The organism is Pseudomonas sp. PAMC25584 (assembly GCF_058135675.1).
In genome coordinates this window covers 3,712,235-3,731,004 of sequence record NZ_CM176870.1, presented here as the reverse complement: position 1 = coordinate 3,731,004, position 18,770 = coordinate 3,712,235, and the positions used below count along the sequence as shown (strand labels likewise).

24 protein-coding genes are annotated in these 18,770 nt (G+C 59.3%); 22 read left to right on the top strand and 2 right to left on the bottom strand.

Annotated elements, in window-relative coordinates:
* Nucleotides 1-80: 80 nt before the first annotated feature.
* The 14 genes from ACS5Q8_RS17035 (at nt 81) to ACS5Q8_RS16970 (ending at nt 10,791) form a co-directional block, all read left to right on the top strand.
* Nucleotides 81-809, top strand: coding sequence for a hypothetical protein (locus ACS5Q8_RS17035; RefSeq protein ID WP_017479625.1), 729 nt, complete (start codon nt 81-83; stop codon nt 807-809).
* Between the two features lie 12 nt (nt 810-821).
* Nucleotides 822-1,787, top strand: coding sequence for a major capsid protein (locus ACS5Q8_RS17030; RefSeq protein WP_042572010.1), 966 nt, complete (start codon nt 822-824; stop codon nt 1,785-1,787).
* Nucleotides 1,788-1,834: 47 nt separating this feature from the next.
* Nucleotides 1,835-2,419 (top strand): hypothetical protein, encoded by a 585-nt coding sequence (locus ACS5Q8_RS17025; protein WP_465159190.1) that lies wholly within the window; start codon nt 1,835-1,837, stop codon nt 2,417-2,419.
* Between the two features lie 59 nt (nt 2,420-2,478).
* On the top strand, nt 2,479-2,982 hold the full coding sequence (locus ACS5Q8_RS17020; protein ID WP_465159189.1) for a DnaT-like ssDNA-binding protein: 504 nt from the start codon (nt 2,479-2,481) through the stop codon (nt 2,980-2,982).
* Nucleotides 2,983-2,999: 17 nt separating this feature from the next.
* Nucleotides 3,000-3,368, top strand: coding sequence for a hypothetical protein (locus tag ACS5Q8_RS17015; protein ID WP_465159188.1), 369 nt, complete (start codon nt 3,000-3,002; stop codon nt 3,366-3,368).
* Nucleotides 3,365-3,961, top strand: coding sequence for a hypothetical protein (locus tag ACS5Q8_RS17010; RefSeq protein WP_465159187.1), 597 nt, complete (start codon nt 3,365-3,367; stop codon nt 3,959-3,961). The genes ACS5Q8_RS17015 and ACS5Q8_RS17010 overlap by 4 nt, the downstream gene beginning before the upstream one ends.
* Nucleotides 3,958-4,374 carry a phage tail terminator-like protein gene (locus tag ACS5Q8_RS17005; RefSeq protein WP_465159186.1) on the top strand — a complete coding sequence of 139 codons (417 nt, stop codon included), beginning with the start codon at nt 3,958-3,960 and terminating at the stop codon, nt 4,372-4,374. The genes ACS5Q8_RS17010 and ACS5Q8_RS17005 overlap by 4 nt, the downstream gene beginning before the upstream one ends.
* Before the next feature lie 72 nt (nt 4,375-4,446).
* The gene (locus ACS5Q8_RS17000; RefSeq protein WP_465159185.1) at nt 4,447-5,103 is read left to right on the top strand and encodes a phage tail protein; all 657 of its coding nucleotides are present in this window, start codon (nt 4,447-4,449) and stop codon (nt 5,101-5,103) included.
* Between the two features lie 3 nt (nt 5,104-5,106).
* Complete coding sequence (locus tag ACS5Q8_RS16995; RefSeq protein ID WP_465159184.1) at nt 5,107-5,487, top strand: phage tail assembly chaperone; 381 nt, start codon at nt 5,107-5,109, stop codon at nt 5,485-5,487.
* Nucleotides 5,488-5,504: 17 nt separating this feature from the next.
* Nucleotides 5,505-5,807 (top strand): DUF1799 domain-containing protein, encoded by a 303-nt coding sequence (locus ACS5Q8_RS16990; protein WP_308584886.1) that lies wholly within the window; start codon nt 5,505-5,507, stop codon nt 5,805-5,807.
* Nucleotides 5,808-5,834: 27 nt separating this feature from the next.
* Nucleotides 5,835-8,885 (top strand): phage tail tape measure protein, encoded by a 3,051-nt coding sequence (locus ACS5Q8_RS16985; protein WP_465159183.1) that lies wholly within the window; start codon nt 5,835-5,837, stop codon nt 8,883-8,885.
* Complete coding sequence (locus ACS5Q8_RS16980) at nt 8,885-9,223, top strand: phage tail protein (RefSeq protein WP_465159182.1); 339 nt, start codon at nt 8,885-8,887, stop codon at nt 9,221-9,223. Before ACS5Q8_RS16985 ends, ACS5Q8_RS16980 begins: the two co-directional genes overlap by 1 nt.
* Nucleotides 9,224-9,232: 9 nt before the next feature.
* Entirely contained in the window at nt 9,233-9,985 is a 753-nt protein-coding gene (locus ACS5Q8_RS16975) for a phage minor tail protein L (RefSeq protein ID WP_465159181.1), read from the top strand.
* A gap of 2 nt (nt 9,986-9,987) precedes the next feature.
* Nucleotides 9,988-10,791, top strand: coding sequence for a C40 family peptidase (locus ACS5Q8_RS16970; RefSeq protein ID WP_465159180.1), 804 nt, complete (start codon nt 9,988-9,990; stop codon nt 10,789-10,791).
* Nucleotides 10,792-10,844: 53 nt separating this feature from the next.
* On the opposite strand, the gene ACS5Q8_RS16965 is transcribed toward ACS5Q8_RS16970, so the two are convergent.
* Nucleotides 10,845-11,093, bottom strand: a complete 249-nt coding sequence (locus ACS5Q8_RS16965; RefSeq protein WP_465159179.1) for a hypothetical protein — start codon at nt 11,091-11,093, stop codon at nt 10,845-10,847.
* Nucleotides 11,094-11,215: 122 nt separating this feature from the next.
* Between ACS5Q8_RS16965 and ACS5Q8_RS16960 the strand changes: the two genes are divergently transcribed.
* Nucleotides 11,216-11,482: a hypothetical protein gene (locus ACS5Q8_RS16960; RefSeq protein ID WP_465159178.1), complete on the top strand. Its 267-nt coding sequence runs from the start codon at nt 11,216-11,218 to the stop codon at nt 11,480-11,482.
* On the opposite strand, the gene ACS5Q8_RS16955 is transcribed toward ACS5Q8_RS16960, so the two are convergent.
* Nucleotides 11,466-11,702 (bottom strand): hypothetical protein, encoded by a 237-nt coding sequence (locus tag ACS5Q8_RS16955; RefSeq protein WP_247395573.1) that lies wholly within the window; start codon nt 11,700-11,702, stop codon nt 11,466-11,468. The genes ACS5Q8_RS16960 and ACS5Q8_RS16955 overlap by 17 nt on opposite strands.
* Nucleotides 11,703-12,035: 333 nt before the next feature.
* Here ACS5Q8_RS16955 and ACS5Q8_RS16950 point away from each other — a divergent pair, with 333 nt between their 5' ends.
* The 7 genes from ACS5Q8_RS16950 to ACS5Q8_RS16920 all read left to right on the top strand — a co-directional run bounded on the left by ACS5Q8_RS16950 (nt 12,036) and on the right by ACS5Q8_RS16920 (nt 18,729).
* Nucleotides 12,036-12,494, top strand: a complete 459-nt coding sequence (locus ACS5Q8_RS16950; RefSeq protein WP_122676438.1) for an Hsp20 family protein — start codon at nt 12,036-12,038, stop codon at nt 12,492-12,494.
* Between the two features lie 188 nt (nt 12,495-12,682).
* Nucleotides 12,683-13,003: a hypothetical protein gene (locus ACS5Q8_RS16945; RefSeq protein WP_247395571.1), complete on the top strand. Its 321-nt coding sequence runs from the start codon at nt 12,683-12,685 to the stop codon at nt 13,001-13,003.
* Nucleotides 13,004-13,054: 51 nt separating this feature from the next.
* Nucleotides 13,055-13,510 (top strand): hypothetical protein, encoded by a 456-nt coding sequence (locus ACS5Q8_RS16940; RefSeq protein WP_247395570.1) that lies wholly within the window; start codon nt 13,055-13,057, stop codon nt 13,508-13,510.
* Between the two features lie 161 nt (nt 13,511-13,671).
* Nucleotides 13,672-14,064, top strand: coding sequence for a hypothetical protein (locus ACS5Q8_RS16935; protein WP_465159177.1), 393 nt, complete (start codon nt 13,672-13,674; stop codon nt 14,062-14,064).
* Between the two features lie 19 nt (nt 14,065-14,083).
* Nucleotides 14,084-14,428, top strand: a complete 345-nt coding sequence (locus ACS5Q8_RS16930; RefSeq protein ID WP_465159176.1) for a hypothetical protein — start codon at nt 14,084-14,086, stop codon at nt 14,426-14,428.
* A 54-nt stretch (nt 14,429-14,482) separates the two neighbouring features.
* The gene (locus ACS5Q8_RS16925; RefSeq protein ID WP_465159175.1) at nt 14,483-15,070 is read left to right on the top strand and encodes a tail assembly protein; all 588 of its coding nucleotides are present in this window, start codon (nt 14,483-14,485) and stop codon (nt 15,068-15,070) included.
* Nucleotides 15,071-15,129: 59 nt separating this feature from the next.
* Nucleotides 15,130-18,729 (top strand): TipJ family phage tail tip protein, encoded by a 3,600-nt coding sequence (locus ACS5Q8_RS16920; RefSeq protein WP_465159174.1) that lies wholly within the window; start codon nt 15,130-15,132, stop codon nt 18,727-18,729.
* Nucleotides 18,730-18,770: the final 41 nt, after the last annotated feature.

The window sequence follows — 18,770 nt, the reverse complement described above, 5'->3', positions numbered from 1 at the left end:
GAACACATTCAATCAGCCGCCTCCGGGCGGTTTTTTTACGCCTGCAAAGCGGGCAACACATACCCAAGGGGTGCATCAACGTGGCAGAAGAAAACGAAATCGACCTGGAAAACCCGGCAATCAAGGCCGCTATCGCGACTGCCGTTGAAGCATCCGTCTCGGGTTTGAAAACCAAGAACTCGGAACTGCTGGGTAAGCTGAAGGAAACCTCCGGCAAGCTGACCCAGTTCGAAACCCAATTTGAAGGCATCGACATCGACGCCGTCAAAGGCCTGCTAAGTCGTGCCGGCCAGGACGAAGAAACCAAGCTGCTGACCGAGGGCAAGGTGGACGAGGTCTTCAACCGTCGCACCGAGCGCCTGCGGGGTGACTACGACAAGCAGTTGAAGACCATCAGCGAGCGCGCCGAAAAGGCTGAGTCCTTCGCTGCCAAGTTCCAGGGCAAAGTCCTGGGCGACTCGGTGCGCGGCGCTGCACTGAAAGCCGGCGCACTGCCGGAAGCAACCGACGACATCATCCTGCGCGCCAAAGGCGTGTTCACCCTTAACGAAGATGGCGATGCAGTCGCCGTTGATGAATCCGGCCAGGTCATCCTCGGTAAAGACGGCAAGACCCCTTTGACTCCGCTCGAATGGGCTGAGTCTCTGCGCGAAAGCGCGCCCCACCTGTGGCCAAGGGCTTCAGGGACATTTGCCCCGGGCGGGGGTGGCGGCAAGGCTGCATTCAAGCGCTCCGAAATGACCTCCGAGCAGAAGCGCGACTTCCAGCGCAAGCACGGCCAAACCGCATATCTCGCATTGCCCAAGTAAGGGGATTGACCCATGGCTACAACCGTAAACAGCGACCTGATCATCTACAACGATGAGGCGCAAACCGCATACCTGGAGCGCGTACAGGACAACCTGGATGTGTTCAACGCATCGTCCAACGGCGCGATGGTGCTGGACAACGAACTGATCGAAGGCGACTTCCGCAAACGCGCCCTCTACAAGCTGAACGGGTCGTTGGAACACCGCGACGTCAACTCTGACGGCAAGGTAACTGCCAAGAAGATCAGCGCTGGCGAAGCTGTCGGCGTCAAGGCTCCCTGGAAGTACGGCCCGTACCAGACCACCGAAGAGGCGTTCAAGCGCCGTGGTCGTCCGGTCGAGGAGTTCTCCCAGATCGTTGGTGCCGACGTTGCTGACGCGACCCTGGAAGGTTTCATCCAATACGCAACTGCTGGTCTGCGTGCTGCCATCGGCTCCAACGCGGACATGGTGGTTTCGGCCAACATCGAAACCGACGGCAAGAAGACCCTGACTCGCGGTATGCGCAAGTTCGGCGACAAGTTCGGCCGCATCGCACTGTGGGTCATGCACTCCAGCGCCTATTTCGACATCGTCGACGAAGCGATCACCAACAAGATCTACGAAGAGGCTGGTGTCGTGATCTACGGCGGCCTGCCTGGCACCTTGGGCAAGCCTGTGCTGGTGACTGACACCGCACCGGCGGACGTTATCTTTGGCTTGCTGCCAAACGCCGTCACCATTACCGAGTCGCAGGCCCCAGGCTTCCGTTCGTATGAAGTGAACGACGAGGAGAACCTGAGCATCGGCTACCGCGCTGAAGGCACCGTGAACATTGATGTCCTGGGTTACAGCTGGAAAGCAACCACCGGCGGCTCCAACCCAACCCTGGCCGCAGTCGGCTCTGCTGCCAACTGGGTCAAGCATGCGGGCAGTAACAAGGTCACCGCTGGCGTAATGATCACGCTCACTGCAACACCTCCTGTAACTGGCGGCTAAGCCTCAAACTCAACGCGCGGTCGGCGACGGCCGCCTTGGAGAAACACATGGAACTGACTTACAGCAACCAGCTGAGCGGCTTCGACCCGGAGAAGCGGTACCGCAATCCGGAACACTTCGACAAGCCCGAAGCCGGCGTGACCAGCGTGCTGGTAATCGGCGATTGGCCCAGAGTCGTCAACGGGTATGAAGCGGCCGGTATCGACGTGTCGGTGAAGGAGGCCAAGCGTGTGCAGATTGTTGGCGCGGCCAACCAGGCCGAACTGGAAAAAGTTATCGCGGCTTTGCGTGCTGAACATGGATCGATCCAGAACCTTGTTGATGGCCTGGATTCTGGTGAGATTCACCGTCCCGAGTCAGGCGAACTGGCGTTGCGCTTGTTTGAAGTGCTGGGCACCATTCATGGCTCGGTTGGCGAACTGACCACTGAACGTGACGGCCTGCTCCTGACGATCGACGAATTGCGCGGTGAGATCGAAGCGCTGAAGAAGACCGCCGTCACGCCGCCGGCTGATGAGGCTGGAGAAATCGCGGCGCTGAAAGCCAAGCTCGACGAAGCGAAGGTGCCATACCGGGCCAATGCCTCGAAAGACTCCTTGGAAAAGCTCGTCACTGATCTGCCCAAGGCGTGATACTGCTGGCTGCCGGTGACGCGGCGGCCAATCTACAAACCATTCCAGCGAGTTGACGCATGACACTAATCATCGAGGACGGCACCGGCAAGCCTGACGCCGAAAGCTATGCGAGCGCCGAGGACCTGGCCCTGTATGCCGTGAAATTCGGCACGGTCATCCCCGCAGGCGTTCCTCAACAGGAAGCGTTGTTGCGCCGGGCCGCCTTGGCGATGGATGGCATGACCTGGAAAGGACGCAAAATGAGCAGCGAGCAGGCCTTGTCCTGGCCGCGCCGGGAAGTGCTGCTGGATCATGAAATCAAGCCCAGCAACTACCTGCCGGCGCGCATCCAGTACGGCCAAATGGCCCTGGCCGCCGAGATTCATCAGGACGACATCGACCCAATCGACAAGCGCAAGGGAGCTGTGACTCTGGAGCGCGTCGAAGGGGCGGTGACTCGCGAGTACGCGACGATCCCGAACACCAGCGGCCGACTGTTGCCGGCGGCGCCGGATCGGCCGAGCGCAACGCAGTTTGCCGATTACCTACAAAAGCGCGGGCTGTTCGCGGTGCGCGCATAGCTGAAGCGGAGACCACCATGGCCTTCTACGACGAAATGGCCGTGATGGCTCTAGAGATGATCACAGAGTTCGGCCAGCCCGTGACCATCAGCAAGGCGGAGCCGGGCGAGTACGACCCGGAGACGGGCGGCGAAGCTCCAGGCGCAACCGTCGAGCAAACCGCCCAAGGTATCCTGCTCGATTTCACCGGCCAAGAATTCCAAAACAACAGCCTCATCAAGCAGGGCGACAAGAAGCTCAAGATCGCGGCGCAGAGTTTGGCCTGGGTCCCGGGCCTACTCGACAAAGTTGTGGTCCAGGGCCGCACCTGGTCAATCGTCCCTCCGCTGAAAGAGGTCAACCCCGCCGGCACGCCGATCCTGCATGAGCTGCAGGTGCGGTCATGAGCCGGGCAGGCGCCGGTCAATCCGGCAGCTTCGCACTGAGTTTGGCCGAGTTCGCCGCCCAAACCAGCGAAGCCATCGACGCCAGTGTGCGCGAGATCATCATCGAGGTCGGCAGCAGCCTGATCCGCATGTCTCCCGTAGGTAACCCGGAGATCTGGGCGCAGAACGCTGTGGCGACCCAGTACAACAAGGCCGTCGACGACCACAACAGCGCGCTGCGCAGTGATCCGGCCAACCTCACGAAGGGTGGCAGGCTCAAGAAAGGCCGCAAGCTGAACGACGGCATGGACATCATCGCACCGGAAGGCTACGTCGGCGGACGGTTCCGCGCGAACTGGCACATCTCGCTTGGCGTGGTAGAGAGCGTCACCTTTGATGAGGTTGACCAGAGCGGCGCCGAAACCACCGCTGCAATGGTTGCCGCGATGAGTGATTTCACCGCCGGCCAGATGGCCTACATCATCAACAACTTGCCCTACGCGATCCCGCTGGAGTTTGGTCATTCGACCCAGGCCCCCGGCGGCATGGTCCGGGTAACCGTGGCTCGCTTCCAGCAGATCGTGCTGGAGGCCATCAGGAACAACCAGGTATGAGTCACGCCATCATCGCCTCGATCTACGAGGCCAAGCTGATCGCCTGGAACGCTGCCAGGTCGGAGAAGCTGAAGATCGTTTTCGAGAACACCGCCTATACGCCGGCGGCGGGCGAGACTTACCTTCGCGCCTTCACAATCCCAGGTGACACCGCGAGCAACACGCTCGGCGGCGATCACCGGCTGTACACCGGAGTGTTTCAGGCAAGCGTTATTGCGCCGGCGGGCACTGGGAAGACCAAGACCAACCCCATTGCGGCTGAGCTGATTAGTCTGTTCCCGGTTTATGGTCGAGACACGAAGGGTGAGGTGACCGTCATCACTATGTCACCGGTTGACCCTGGTCCGGGTATCACTGGCGATTCCACCTACACCGTACCGGTCTCGTTTTCTTACCGCTGCGACACCAACTGATCCCGCCCATTGGGCAACCCCAAGAACCCGCCATTGAGCGGGTTTTTTCATATCTGCAAAGAGGAAATACCCATGGGCTACAAGATCCCGAACGGCGGCACCTTCCAGCACGCTGCGACCTATGCCGCTGCGCTGGCGTTTGCCTCCATCAGCAACGCTACCGAGGCCGTAGCCACCGTTGTTGGCGGCACCCTCGCGGCTGGCGATATCGTTCTGCTGACATCCGGCTGGAGCAAGCTGGACAGTAAGGTGGTGCGTGTGAAAGCAGCAACCGCGACGGCAATCACCCTTGAAGGCATCGATACCACCGATACCCAGGTTTTCTCTGTTGGCGGCGGCGCCGGGACCATGCGCAAGGTTCTGACCTGGGTGCAGATCCCGCAGATTTCCGATGTCGCTTTCTCCGGCGGCGAGCAGAACTACCTTGACGTGGTGTTCCTTGAGGACGACCAGGGCAAGCAGATTCCCACCGACAAGTCGGCCGCGAGCATGGTGCTGACCCTGGCCGATGACCCGATTCAGGACTTCAACAAGGTGCTGATGAAGGCTGACGCCGGCAAGCAGGTCGAAGCTGCTCGCCTGAACCTCCCCGGCAACGACACTCTGCTGTACGGCGCCTACACGTCGTTCTCCAAGCAGCCGGCCGTGTCCCGCAACAACCTGCTGACCCGTACCGTCAGCCTCGCGCTGCAGGCCGAGCCCACTCGCTACCTGACTGCGGTGGTGTAACCCATGGCCAAGATCCGTATCGCGCAGAACGCCACGTTCAATGCGCTCGTGCTGATCCCCATCGTTGGCAGCACGCCAGAGAAGGTCGAGTTCACCTTCAAGTACCGGGATCGTGCGGAGCTTGCCGCCCTGTTTGACGAATGGAACGAAAAGCAGGGAAAGGCGCGCGCCGCTCTTGGCGATAAGCCAACCTGGTCGGAAATCGTCGCTGTAGATACCGAGCAGCAGGCGCAGCAGATCAAAGATCTCGTGGTTGGCTGGGGCTTCGACGACGAATACAACGACGACAACGTCGTCGCGTTCGTGAAGTCCTGCCATGGCGCCGCCGAGGCTGTCGTCAAAGCTCACGAAGGCGCTTACAGCCAGGCCCGCCTGGGAAACTGATCGAGGCCGCGCGCGCCATGTACTCGCCCAGCGCGCCCGATGAGCTCATCAGCGTGTTTGGCTTCGCCCCGGGCGACCTTGACGAAGATGTGGAGGTCTGGCCCTGCAACTGGCCTGCCTTCCTCCTGTTCAACAGGATGTCCACCCAGTGGCGGGCGGGCACCGGCGGCGCGATCGGTCTCGACTACAGCAGCATCCGCGACGTGGCCGGTTTCCTCGGCATCAAGAAAAAGAAACTCGCTGAAATCTTCCCTGACCTTCAGGTGCTGGAAGGCGAAGCCCTGCGCGTCATGGCGGAGGAAAGGGAAAACCGCCCGTAACCACGGGCACTTATTCAAGGTGAGTCGATGAACATTGTAGAACTCGGCGTCAAGATCGACTCGGCCGATGCGATCCAGGCCAAAACGAGTCTGGATGAGATGGCGAAGGCTGGTGGCCGGGCAGAGCAGTCCGCCGTCTCGCTGATGAGCGAAATGGAGGCGCTGGAAAAGTCGCTTTCGACCAACGCCAAGACCACCCAGGACCTGACCAAGCAGCGGGACGCCCTCGCCAAGCTGACCAAGACCGGCGCCTATGGCGAGGCCGAAGCGGCGAAGATCTCCGCGCAGCTCGACAAGCAGCAGGTGGCTTTGGCCAAGTCCGCTCTGGATGAGCAAAAAGCTCTCAACAGCCTGTTGGGGGCCATTGACCCGGCCCGCGCGGCGCTGGCGAAACTCGACACTCAAGTCGAGCAACTGGGCAAGCACTTGGACGCGGGGCGCCTGAGTCAGGACGACTACAACAAAGCCCTGGGCAATATCGACAAGGACTACGCCAAGCTCGAAAAAACCACCACCGGCTTCGACAAGCTGCGCCTCGGCACCCGCCAGGCGCAGGAAAACGTTATGCAGCTCGGTAATGCACTGTCGTCGGGCGACTGGGGTAGCGGCGTGCGCGCCGTTGCTCAGTTGGGCGCCGGCGCCGGTGCTGGCGCGGCAGGACTGCTTGCAATACTTGCCCCGCTGGCCCTTGCCACTGCTGCCGTTGGTGGCCTGGCTGTCGCCTACTACAAAGGCAGCGAGGAGCAGGACAGGTACAACAAATCACTGATACTCACTGGCAACTACGCCGGCGTGAGCTCCGGGCAGTTGGGCGACATGGCGCGGCAGGTGAGCGCAACCGTGGGCACTACCGGGCAGGCCGCTGCGGTTCTCGCGCTGCTGGCCGAGAACGGCAAGATCGCTGGCGAGAGCTTCACCGGCATCACCCTGGCCGCTGTGTCCATGCAGGAAGCTACGGGCAAGGCGGTGAGTGAGACAGTCGCCGAGTTTTCCAAACTGGCCGACGACCCGGTCAAGGCTTCCGCCGCGCTGAACGAGCAGTACCACTACCTGAAAGCTTCGGTTTACTCGCAGATCACGGCGCTGGAAGAGCAGGGCGACCACGCTGGTGCGGTAAAGCTGGCGACCGAGTCTTACGCTGACGCGATCAACGAGCGCACCCCGAAGATTCTGGAAAACCTGAGTTTCTGGGAGAAAGGCTACAACGCCGTAGCGCGCGCCGCCGATAACCTCAAGAATCTCGGTCGGCCAGACATCGGCGCCGATATCGAACAGGCGCGCCGTGACCTGGCCGAAGCCCAGAAGGGCAACGTCGGTGTCTTCCAAAACAAACAGGTGATGGTCGATTACTACACCAACCAGTTGAACATGCTGGAGGATCAAAAGGCCGCGCAAGCCGATATCGCCAAGTGGGAGAGCGAGCAAGCGAAAGCGCAGGGCGATGCAGTGTCGTCCATGGCGAAAATCGACGCACTGACCAAGTCGTCGTGGACGAATGAGCAGAAGCGCACCGAGGCAATCAAGGAGTACAAGCAGCAACTCGAAGACATCCGCAAGGTCGACCCGAAGGATTCTCGCCTCGATCAGGCGGCGATCGATAAGAACATCTCCAACATCAACGACAAGTTCAAAGACCCGAAGGCCTCGGGTTCTCAGGTCGACCTGACCGGCTTCAACGACGCCAAGAACAACCTGGCGGCCATCGCCGCCGACTACAAAAACTACCAGAAGGAACTGGACGCGGCGCAGAAGGCCGGCCTGGTATCCGAGGCTGACTACCTGTTGCGCCGCCAGGCCCTGATCGGTAACGAGCGCGATCAGGTGACGGCAGCCTATGAGGCGGAGATCACCGCGCTTGAGGCCGCCAAGGGCAAGAAGACCACGTCGGCCGCGCAAAGCATTCAGCTTGACCAGAAGATCGCTGACGCACGCGCAGGGATGGTCAAGGCGCAGAAGGATGCCGATAGCCAGCTTGAAGTGCTGGCCACCAATGACGCCGGGCGCCTTGCCAAGCAGGAGCGCGCGATCAGCACCTACATTCAGGCGCTGGGGCAGCAGCAGCGAGCCTTGGAGCTGGCTGGCCAGCGGGCAGTCCTCGGCGTGGGCCAGGGTGATCGTCAAAACGCACTCAGCGGCGAGCTGAACAGCCAGCAAGACCGGTTTGCTCAGCAGTCCCTGGAGTTGGCCAACCAGAAGTCCGACCCGTCGCGGAACATGTCGGAGGAGGAGTTCAAGCGTAAATCCCAGGCGCTCGCCGATGCGAACAAGGCTGCGACCGACCAGATCCGGCAGAACTATGCGGATGTGGAGAACGCGCAGGGCGATTGGACGAAGGGCGCGACGGCGGCTTGGGACAATTACCTGGATTCGGCGCGAAATATCGCCGGCCAGACAAAGAGCCTGTTCGGCAACGCCTTCAGCTCCATGGAGGATTCGCTGGTCAACTTCGCCGTTACAGGCAAAGCGTCGTTCGCGGACTTCACCAAGTCGATTTTGGCGGACATGGCGCGCATTGCGACACGTCAGGCCAGTTCCGCTTTGCTGGGCAGCCTGGTGGGGGCTGCGGCGAGTTACTTCGGCGGCAGTGCCGCCGGCGGCAACGGGCTGGCCGCTGGATCTGCTGGCGCTACATCTTCCAACCTTGGCGCTTCAGCGGGGGGCTACTCGGGCAGCTACTTCCCGCAAGCCCTGGGCGGTGCCTGGTCGGGCGGCGTGCAGATGTTCGCCGACGGCGGCGCGTTCACCAACTCAATCGTCAGCAAGCCAACCTCGTTCGGCATGGCGAACGGCAACATGGGTATCGCTGGTGAGGCCGGTCCGGAGGCGATCATGCCACTGACTCGGACGTCCAGCGGCAAGCTTGGCGTTATGGCCATGGGCGGCGGGTCCGGCGCAACGCAGATCAATGTCGAGGTGCATATCGACGGGGATGGCAACGCATCGTCCTCCGCCGACGTGCCTGGCTACGACATGTTTGGCAAGGAGCTGGCGGCTTTTGTTGAGCAGAAGTATCAGCAGCTACGCAACAAGGACATGGGCCAGGGCGGCGTCATCAACAAAGCAATCAAGGGGCGCTGATGGCAATCGAACGATTCACTTGGGCAACGGAAAAGGGCGCGGAGGGTGATGTGACCCAGCGCGTCCGGACCAAGCAGTTCGGCGATGGGTACGAGCAGTCGGTCGAAGATGGCCTCAATAACCAGTCCCAATCCTGGCCGCTCACGTTCACCGGCGCCAAAGCTCGCGTTCTGGAAATCAAGGCCTTCCTCGATCGGCACAAGGGCGCCCAGGGCTTCCTGTGGGAACCCCCGCTGGGAGTGCTTGGCCTCTACAAGTGCAACGGCTACAAACCGGTTCACCGTGGCGGTCAGGTCTACGCCATCACCGCGACCTTCAAGCAAACCTTTCATCCCTGAGGCCAATCCATGGCACTGATCACGGACATCCAGAAACTGGAGCCCGGCGGCGAGATTCGCCTGTTTGAAATTGACGGGACTGAGTACGGCGCGGATTACCTGCGCTTCCACGGGCATGCCATTCCGCACACACCTGAAGAGCTGCTGGCCTACGAGCATTCGGAAGAGGATCTGCCGGCGAAGTCGATCTGGTGGCAGGGAGAGGAGTACGCGGCCTGGCCGGTGCAGATTGATGGGATTTCTTCGAGTAGCGACGGCACAGCCTCGCGGCCGACATTCGCCGCCGGCAACGTCAACGGCCGCGTCACGGCGCTGTGCCTGGCCTTCGAGGACATGCTCAAGTTCAAGCTGACGGTTCGCGAGACCCTGGCCCAGTATCTGGACGCGGCTAACTTCCCCGACGGCAACCCGACTGCAGACCCGACCCAGGAAGCGTTGGAGATCTGGTACATCGACCAGAAAACCAGCGAGGACAGTGAGTCTGTGGTTTGGGAGCTGTCTTCCCCGGGAGAGATCGACAACCACGGACTGCCCGGCCGGCAGATGACGACGTTTTGCCACTGGGCCATGACCAATGGCTATCGCGGGCCGGACTGTGGCTACACCGGCGCGGTCATGTTCGATGACGAGGACAACCCCACGGATGATCCCGCCAAGGATCAGTGCAAGGGCTGCCTGTCGTCCTGCAAGTTGCGCTTTGGGGAGAACAACGAGCTGTCCTTCGGTGGCTTCCCCGCCGTTTCCCTGATAGCCAGGAGCTGACCATGCGCAAACACATCATTGCGGCGATCCAGGCGCACGCCGCAGCCCAGTACCCGAAAGAGTGCTGCGGTCTGCTGCTGACCGTCGGGCGGGCGCAGAAGTACTTCCCGTGCCGAAATATCGCCACGGAGCCGAACGAAGAGTTTCGGCTTGATCCCGAGGATTACGCTGCGGCAGAAGATTTGGGGGAGGTGATTGGCATTGTCCACTCGCATCCGGACGCCACCAGCAGACCATCACCGCACGACCTAGCCATGTGCGAGGCCACAGAGCTGCCCTGGCACATTCTGAGTTGGCCCGAGGGCGATCTGCGCACCATCACGCCAACCGGCCGCACGCCGCTGCTCCAGCGTCCGTTTGTACACGGCGCATGGGATTGCTGGCAGGTCTGCGCAGATTGGTACCAGCGGGAATGGGGGCTGGAGTTCGAAGCATTCCAGCGCGTCGATGGCTGGTGGGAGAGTGCGGAGAACTCCAGTCTGTACGAGGCGAACTACGAGGCCGCCGGTTTTGTACGTGTCGACCGGCCACAGCGAGGGGATCTGATCGTTATGCAGGTCGGCCGGACGGCTCACCCGAATCATGCGGGGATCTACCTGGGCACTGACCCAGCGCTACCCGGCGAAGAGCCGGGCACCTTCGGGCCCGGGCCTTTCATGCTTCACCACATGTACGGTAGGCCGTCCGAGATTTTGGTGTTCGGCGGACCATGGCATGACCGCACACGCCTGATTCTCAGGCACAAAGACGCACAACAACCAACATGGCGCGGCAGGGCCGCAGGAGAAGCAAATGGCTTGCGATAAGAATGGTGAAGGCTTCCCCGGCCACAAAGACGCAGGGAAGCTGCTTGAGTGGATTACTCGGCAGAGTTCTGAGACAGCTCTGGCAAAAGACCTGAAATCAAAGATTCAAGCGCAAGGTGATGGGCCGAACGATCTTTTATAATCGTTTTATCGGCTGGCATTGCCTCGATTAAAGATCTTGCGGCATCAGCAACTTTGGTTCTGCCGGGCACGTCGAGATTGGCGATAGCTGTTCCGATTACCGTCATCGCTGCACATACACCCAGCTCGAACGGGGTAATCACTCGTTGTTCTTCACTCACATTGACCTCCAGGTCATAAACGCGCCGAAATTGGCGCAACCCCAGTCCTTGGGCTTGCAGGCGAAGGACTGGGTAATCCTTCTATTCATTTCTCACTGCCCATTCGGCAGCAGGAGGGCTGCATGCAGCCATGCCAGCGTTACGTGCTGACCATTCACGACCTCTTCACCATTACCGGCGGCAGTATCTGTGGTGCTGAAGCCGAGGTTGCCATTCTGGATGGCGGCATCGAGGTTGACCGCGTGAAATTCTCCGGTAAGTGCCAGAGCAAGGGTGGCTGCCGCCGTGGTTACAAAGGGACGCCCGGGCTGACAGCACAACTTGTCTCCGGGCCTGGTCGGATTGGCTTCCAGGCGTCCTCTGCCCCGGTACTCATTCCGGCGGTGTAAGCCCTCCGATAAAGTCATCTGAGCCGAGCTTGTGGGAGCCATATTCAACGATGTACCCATCATTCAATTGTGCCGCTTGAGCCTCGGCTACTGTCTTGCTGGGGTAGACGTCGACGAGATGCCAAGGGCCAGGACGGTCCTTTAAGACTGCCCAGCCCAATACCCAGCCTTTATTGTCTGGATCTGCTGGGAGGTTCTTTGTAAGACTTCTGATCGACATGACCATTCCTTGGCTGGGTGAAGGCAAAAGGCTACTACTGCAAGCCCCGACCCAGTTACTGTTGTTCCATCCACGCTGGATGCCTGGACAGGAAGCGAGCGGAAGAATGCTGCGCTAAGGCAACACACCAGGACGTAGCGCTGTGGACAAATCAGGAGAGCGGTTCGAGCATTCCTTAATGCTGAACCGCTGCTTCAGCGAGTGAAAATTCGGCCGCGTAAAAATTTTCTTCTGCCCTCTTGAAATTTTTTTCGGCCAACATAAATTTTTATCACGCGACGCCGAATGAGGGTCGCGCACTTAATCACTTGGATTTAATCAGGAGATTTTGAGATGGCTACTACCCTTTCGCTGGCCCCTTTGTTCCGCCAATCTGTTGGCTTCGATCGCTTCAATGACCTGTTTGAATCGGCGCTTCGCAGCGAGACTCCGAATACCTATCCGCCTCACAATGTGGAAAAGCACGGTGATGACGAATATCGAATTGTCATCGCAGTAGCGGGGCTCACAGAAGCGGATCTGGATATCCAGGTCGAGAAGGGTGTTTTGACAGTCGTTGGGGACAAGCGCGAAACCGAAAAAGAAGTAACCTATCTGCATCAGGGTATCGCGCAACGAGCATTTCGGTTGTCGTTTCGACTGGCAGATCACATTGAAGTGCGCGGTGCTTCGATGAACAACGGACTGTTGAGCATCCACTTGCTGCGTGTGGTGCCCGAAGAAGCCAAGCCTAAGAAAATTGCTATCGGTAGCGAAGGTACTCCAGAGCTGCGTCAGGTTAGCTTGCAGTAACTAGGCGGTATCAAAAAAGGCGCTCTTAGTAGCGCCTTTTTTGTTTTTGTGTACTCGGATTTAAGGCTTAGCCTCATGTACAGAACGTGCGACCTTCTGGAGCCGTTTCCTTGATGCTACAGTCCCGCCAAACCAACGAGGGAACGACATGCACATGGCGTGGAATTTGACCCCGGACGGGTTGACACATGGATAGGCTTGATCGCTTAAACGATCTGCTGCGCGAGCATGATTGTGTTATGTCGATCAACATCAAATTCGACGATTTCAAATACGATTTGGTTTTGGTGCTTTCTGCCAATGGGTCAGATTTGGATGCGGTGACACTGACTTTTCATGATGTCAGCGCTCTTGATTTGAGCGGGTTTGGTGGTGGGTTGACCCAGTTCATGCATCTTGAAGCCGCTCGTGTAGATAACGGGCTCGACAGAATTCGCTATGAAATGAGAGATGTGAATGACGAGAAGATATCGTTCAAATTCTTCACTTTCGGCGGATCAATTTTTTAGGAGCAAGCATGCGAATTTTGATAGAGGCGGTAGCGGTTTAGGAGCTTCAAGATGGGATTCGCAACGACGCTCTGGGAATGGTACGGGCAGGGGGAGTTCAAGCGGGTACTCGCCGTTTGTGAAGTATTTCCTGCTCTGGAATTCTTGGCGATGAGTGCAGATGAGCAGCGAGAAGCTATTCCTGACTGCCCTGCATGCGAAGCCTGGTCCATGACAATGTTGCCGTTGAACGAGACCTTGGCGGCCTGTGGTAATGCCATGCCAAGCGAAGTAGAGCGCGGCCTCCAAAACCTCTGGCAACTATGTAATGGCCTGTCTGAAGACGCTTTCCATTGTGGCGACCGGTTGATATTCGATCATCAAGATTGGACGTCTATTCGTGAGTCCGCTACAGACCTGCTCCGGCTGATGGAGCGTCTGGAGATGACCCCTTATCTAAATGAACTGACGGTTGATTGCCATAACGAGGTAAATGGGTACGTTGCTGCAAAGCCCGAACGTTCTTAACATCCACGAAAAAAAGAGCCAAGCCCTGCGCTGGGCTTTTTGCATCTAGCCTATCCCATCTGCGCCGCCTAGCCTCCCCCGAACCCGAAATAACCCCGCCCATGCGGGGCTTTCGTGCTGGCGTTTCAATGGTATTCTTCAAAAAACATGGAGGGTACCAAATGCGTTCAGCTGCACTGATATTTCTGTTGTTTTCATTGCTTACTGGCTGCGCTTCCAAGCCAACGCCAGAGCAGATTCAGGCCTCAGATTACGGGGCATCGGTTTATCAGGCTGATGCCGAAAAGGCTGTAAAAAACTTTTTCAACATCTATCTGAAAGATCCAGAATCTGCGCGCTACAGCTTCGGTTCTGTCTATCGTGGCTATATGGTGGGTAGCGTTTTTGAGGGGCGCAAGCTTGAAGCCGGTTACTTGCTTGACGTTACGGTCAATGCAAAGAATAGCTATGGCGGCTATGTAGGCGCGAAGCCTTATAAATTCCTTATCCACAATGACAGGCTTGTCGGCGGTTGGGAGATAGGCTCCAGCGGCATTCCAATCAAAGTCATGTGATTAGGCAGGAGGCGCAATCATGCGGATTTTGATAGCTGCGGTAGCGGTGGTGATGCTGGCGGGGTGCACAACACCTGGCGACCTCAAAGGCGGAAAGGCAACCATCAGCGCCTCGTCGAGTAAGGCTCCGAAACAATATGCCCTCTGCGTCATGCCCAAATGGCAGGATGCTCGCTCAGGAGCCACGATGACCGAAACCTCGACTGGTTATAGGCTCATCGTTGCTACCGACTCGACAGCCGAGGAGCTTCTTGAGGTGAATCAATCCTCAAATGGCAGCAGCATCGCGCTGTATCAGCGATTGTCCTGGGCGCCCGGTTACGGTCGATCAGCCATTGAAAAGGCAGTCCGCGACTGCCTTTAACGAACAACTACATCAAGCCGCCTTCGGGCGGCTTTTTCATGCCAGGAGAAAACTATGGCAGCGCTCGCAATCGAATACCAGCCACTCACCACCATCCTGCTTTTCGGTCAGCTACGCCAGTTCGGTCGCTCCTTCAAACTGTCGATCAGAACGACCGCCGAGGCGATCAAGGCCCTCTGCGTGCAGGTTCCTGGCTTCGAGCGGTTCTTGTCGAATGCGAAGTCTCGAGGGATTGAGTTCGCGGTGTTCAGGGGGAAAAAGAATATTGGAGAGGGCGAGCTCGCTTTTGGCGGAGAAGGCGACATCCGCATTGCGCCGGTAATTACTGGTAGCAAACGGGCTGGGATTCTCCAGACAATCGTTGGTGTAGTGCTACTCGCTATTTCTTATGTTTTCCCGGTTACTGCACCATATTTGGCTCCCGCCGGCATCGGTCTGGTCGCTGGCGGCGTGATTCAAATGCTCAGTCCCCAAGCCGGCGGACTCAAAACCAGTGCCGCACCAGAGAACACTCCCGGCTATGCCTTCGGCAGCGCCAAGAACACCACTGCATCTGGTAACCCGGTACCGCTCTGCTACGGCAAGCGGCGGGTGGGTGGGGCGATCATCAGTGCCGCCATTTATGCCGAAGACCAGATGTAGCCAACACCTGAAGCACTGCAACCGTCCATGAGGCGGTTTTTTATTGCCTGGAGAAAAGCATGGGCGCAGCACGCAAGATTGATATTCACGGCGCCAAGGGCGGCGAAGAGAAGCCTAAAACGCCAACAGAAGCCCCGGATAGCCTGCGCTCTGTTGCCATCGCCAAGATGCTGATCGCCGCGGGCGAGGGTGAATTCGAAGGTACTCCGACAGCGCGCGATATCTACCTCGACAACACCCCGCTGCAAGACCCCCAGGGCAACATGAACTTCCCGAATGTGAAGTGGGAGTGGCGCACCGGGGCCGTGGACCAAACCTATATCCAGGGCATCCCATCGGTCGAGAACGAAACGACCATCAGTACGGAGTTGCGCAGTGGCACGCCCTGGGTTCGGGCAATCACCAACATCCAGCTTTCGGCTGTACGCGTGCGTTTCGCCTGGCCGGCGCTCCAGTCTGTGGATGCCAGCGGCAACATCAACGGTTACCGGATCGTGTACAAAGTTGAGCTGGCCACCGACGGCGGTGCCTATCAGCAGGTGCTTAGCGAGGCTGTCGACGGCAAGACCACCAGCACTTACGAGCGCACGCGCCGTATCGATTTGCCCAGGGCCACCACCGGCTGGCTGATGCGCATCACCCGTCTGACGATCAACCAGAACAACAACAAAATCTCCGACACGATGCAGATCGCCGGCTTCACTGAGGTGATCGACGCCAAGATTCGCTATCCGAACACCGCGCTGCTCTACCTCGAGTTTTCGGCCGAGCAGTTCCGCAGCATTCCGGCCGTGACTGTCGAGACCAAGCTGAAGAAGATGCAGGTGCCGAGCAACTACGACCCTGTGTCGCGCTCGTATACCGGGATCTGGGACGGCACCTTCAAGCAGGCCTGGACCGACAACGCTGTTTGGATGACCTACGACATCACCACAGCCGATCGCTTCGGCCTGGGCCGCCGCATCAAACCGTGGATGGTGGACAAGTGGGAGCTCTACCGCATCTCGCAGTACTGCGACCAACTGGTGCCGGACGGGAAGGGCGGCCAGGAGCCGCGCTTTATCTGCAACCTGAACCTACAGAGCAAAGCTGACGCTTGGTCGCTGCTACGTGACATCTCGGCGATCTACCGGGGCATGACCTACTGGGCCCAGGGCCAGGTCTTCACCCTGTCGGATATGCCTCGGGCCACTGACTTCGACTTCGCCTACACCCGGGCGAACGTCATCGACGGTAAGTTCACCTACTCCAGCGCATCGGAGCGCACCCGGTACAGCCGCGCGCTGATCAGCTACGACAACCCGGCGAACAACTACGACACCGACGTCACTGCAGTTACGGATGCCAAGTTGCAGCGCCGCTACGGCGACAACCCGCTGGAGATCAGCGCCATCGGCTGCACCCGCGAGTCGGAGGCGCAGCGCCGGGGCAAGTGGGCATTGCTCACCAACTCCAAGGACCGGGCCGTTACCTTCAAGGTCGGCCTCGACGGGCGCATCCCGCTGCCTGGCTACGTGATCCCGATTGCCGACGAACTCCTGGCCGGTCGACCGGTGGGCGGGCGCATCTCGGCTGTGAACGGCAAGGTCATCACACTGGACCGTGATACCCAGGCCAAGCCCGGTGACCGATTGATCCTCAACCTGCCCGACGGCAAGTGCGAGGGGCGTACCGTGCAACTGGTCAGCGGCCGGCAGGTCACCGTTACCGTTGCCTACTCCGTTGCGCCCGAACCCGAACTGGTGTGGGCGCTGGATGCCGACGACCTCGCCATCCCGCTGTACAGGGTGGTGAGCGTCGCCCGGCCGGAGCCTGGCGTCTTTGAAATCTCGGCCGTGCAGTATGACCCGAGCAAATTCGCGCACATCGACACCGGCGCGCGCCTGGAAGAACGTCCAATCAGCGTTGTGCCGATCACCGTCGTTCCGGCGCCGGCGAGCGTCACGCTGACGTCGAGCTACGCCGTGAACCAGGGCATCGCCATCAGCACCATGAACATCTCCTGGCCCGCCGTGACTGGCGCGGTCGCCTATGACGTGGAGTGGCGCAAGGACAGCGGCAACTGGATCAAGGTGCAGCGCACCGGTTCGACCAGCGTCGACATCACTGGCATTTACTCGGGCGCCTACGTGGCCCGGGTTCGGTCAGTGAGCGCCTTCGAGATTTCCTCGATCTGGAAGAGCTCCAACCTGACCAACCTAGAAGGGAAGGTTGGCCTGCCGCCGGCGGTGGCCTTCCTGACCACCAGCAGCCTGGTCTATGGCATTGGCATCCAGTGGGGCTTCCCGCCGGGCGCCGAGGACACCCAGCGGACGGAGCTTTGGTACAGCCTGTCACCGGATCTAACCACTGCGGTGAAGCTGAGCGACTTCAGCTACCCGCAGGCCAAGCACGAGATGCAGAACATCCTGGCCGGGGCCAGCGTCTACTTCTGGGCTCGCCTGGTGGACCGTACCGGCAACGTCGGGCCGTTCTGGCCGATCCCGGGCGCCGTGAATGGCCGGGCCAGTTCTGATCAGACGGAGTACGACAAGTACTTCGCCGAGAAGATCGGCAAGGGCGCGCTGTACCAGAGCCTGCGGGAAGAAATAGACCTGATTACTGGTGATGGGCCGGGCTCGGTCAACGATCGTTTGGAGAGGGCCAAGCAGGAGCTGGAGGATCTAATCTCGGAAGTGGTCGACGCTCTGGAGTACGTCTCCACAAAGACCTACGCCAAGGGCGACATGGTCCGTGTAGGCCAGCAACTGTTCCAGGCCACCAAGGCGGTACCGGTCAACACCACGCCGCCGAACGCCAGCTACTGGTTCAACCTGGGCACCATCGCCGAAACGAACGCGGCGATGGCGCTGGAAATCAGCCAGAACAAAGCAACCATCGAAGAGGTGGACGGCAAGGTCACGGCCACTGCCGAACGCCTGGAAGGCGTCTATGCACTGGTGAAATCAGACTCTGCAGGCTCGGAGCAGGGCAGTGCGGGTGATGACACCGCCTCGGCCGGGGCCTGGTCGCTGATGTCCGCAATTGCTGAGCGGGATTTCGCGCAGTCGCAGCGTACAGATATTGTCGAAGCGAACGTGGCGGCGAACGCGGCAAGCATCACGACCGTCCAGACAGCCATGGCAACTGACAAAGCAGCCACTGCCGAAGAGATCAAAACCCTTAAGGCGGTAGCCGGTGATAACTCGGCAGCTATTCAGGTCGTCAGCAAGGCCCAAGTCACCACCGACGGTAAGGTTTCGGCGATGACGACAATCAAGGCCGAAACCACCAGCAACGGCAAGAAGGTAATGGCAGGGCTTTCCTTGGGCTCTGACGGCAATACATCGGAGATCCTCGCGTTCGCTCAACGCTTCGCAATTGTGGATGAGGTGAGCGGGCAACTGATAACGCCATTCGTGGTGAGTGGTGGCCAGGTCTTCATAAACCAAGCGGTCATCAACAAGGCATTCATCCAGGAGATCATTCTGGGAATGACGCTGAGATCTGAAGCGGTTGACTCCAAGGGGCGGCCGTTGCTGGAAATCAACGTCAAGGCCGGCACGTTCACGCTTCGCAGCGCTGGCACCGGTGGCTCGACGCTGCTCAATAACGATGGCCTTGCGGTGTACGACATCAACGAGCTTCTGCGTGTATTGGTGGGGAGACTTTCGCCATGACCTATGGAGTGAGGACGTGGAGCGCGAATGGCGTGCTCGAA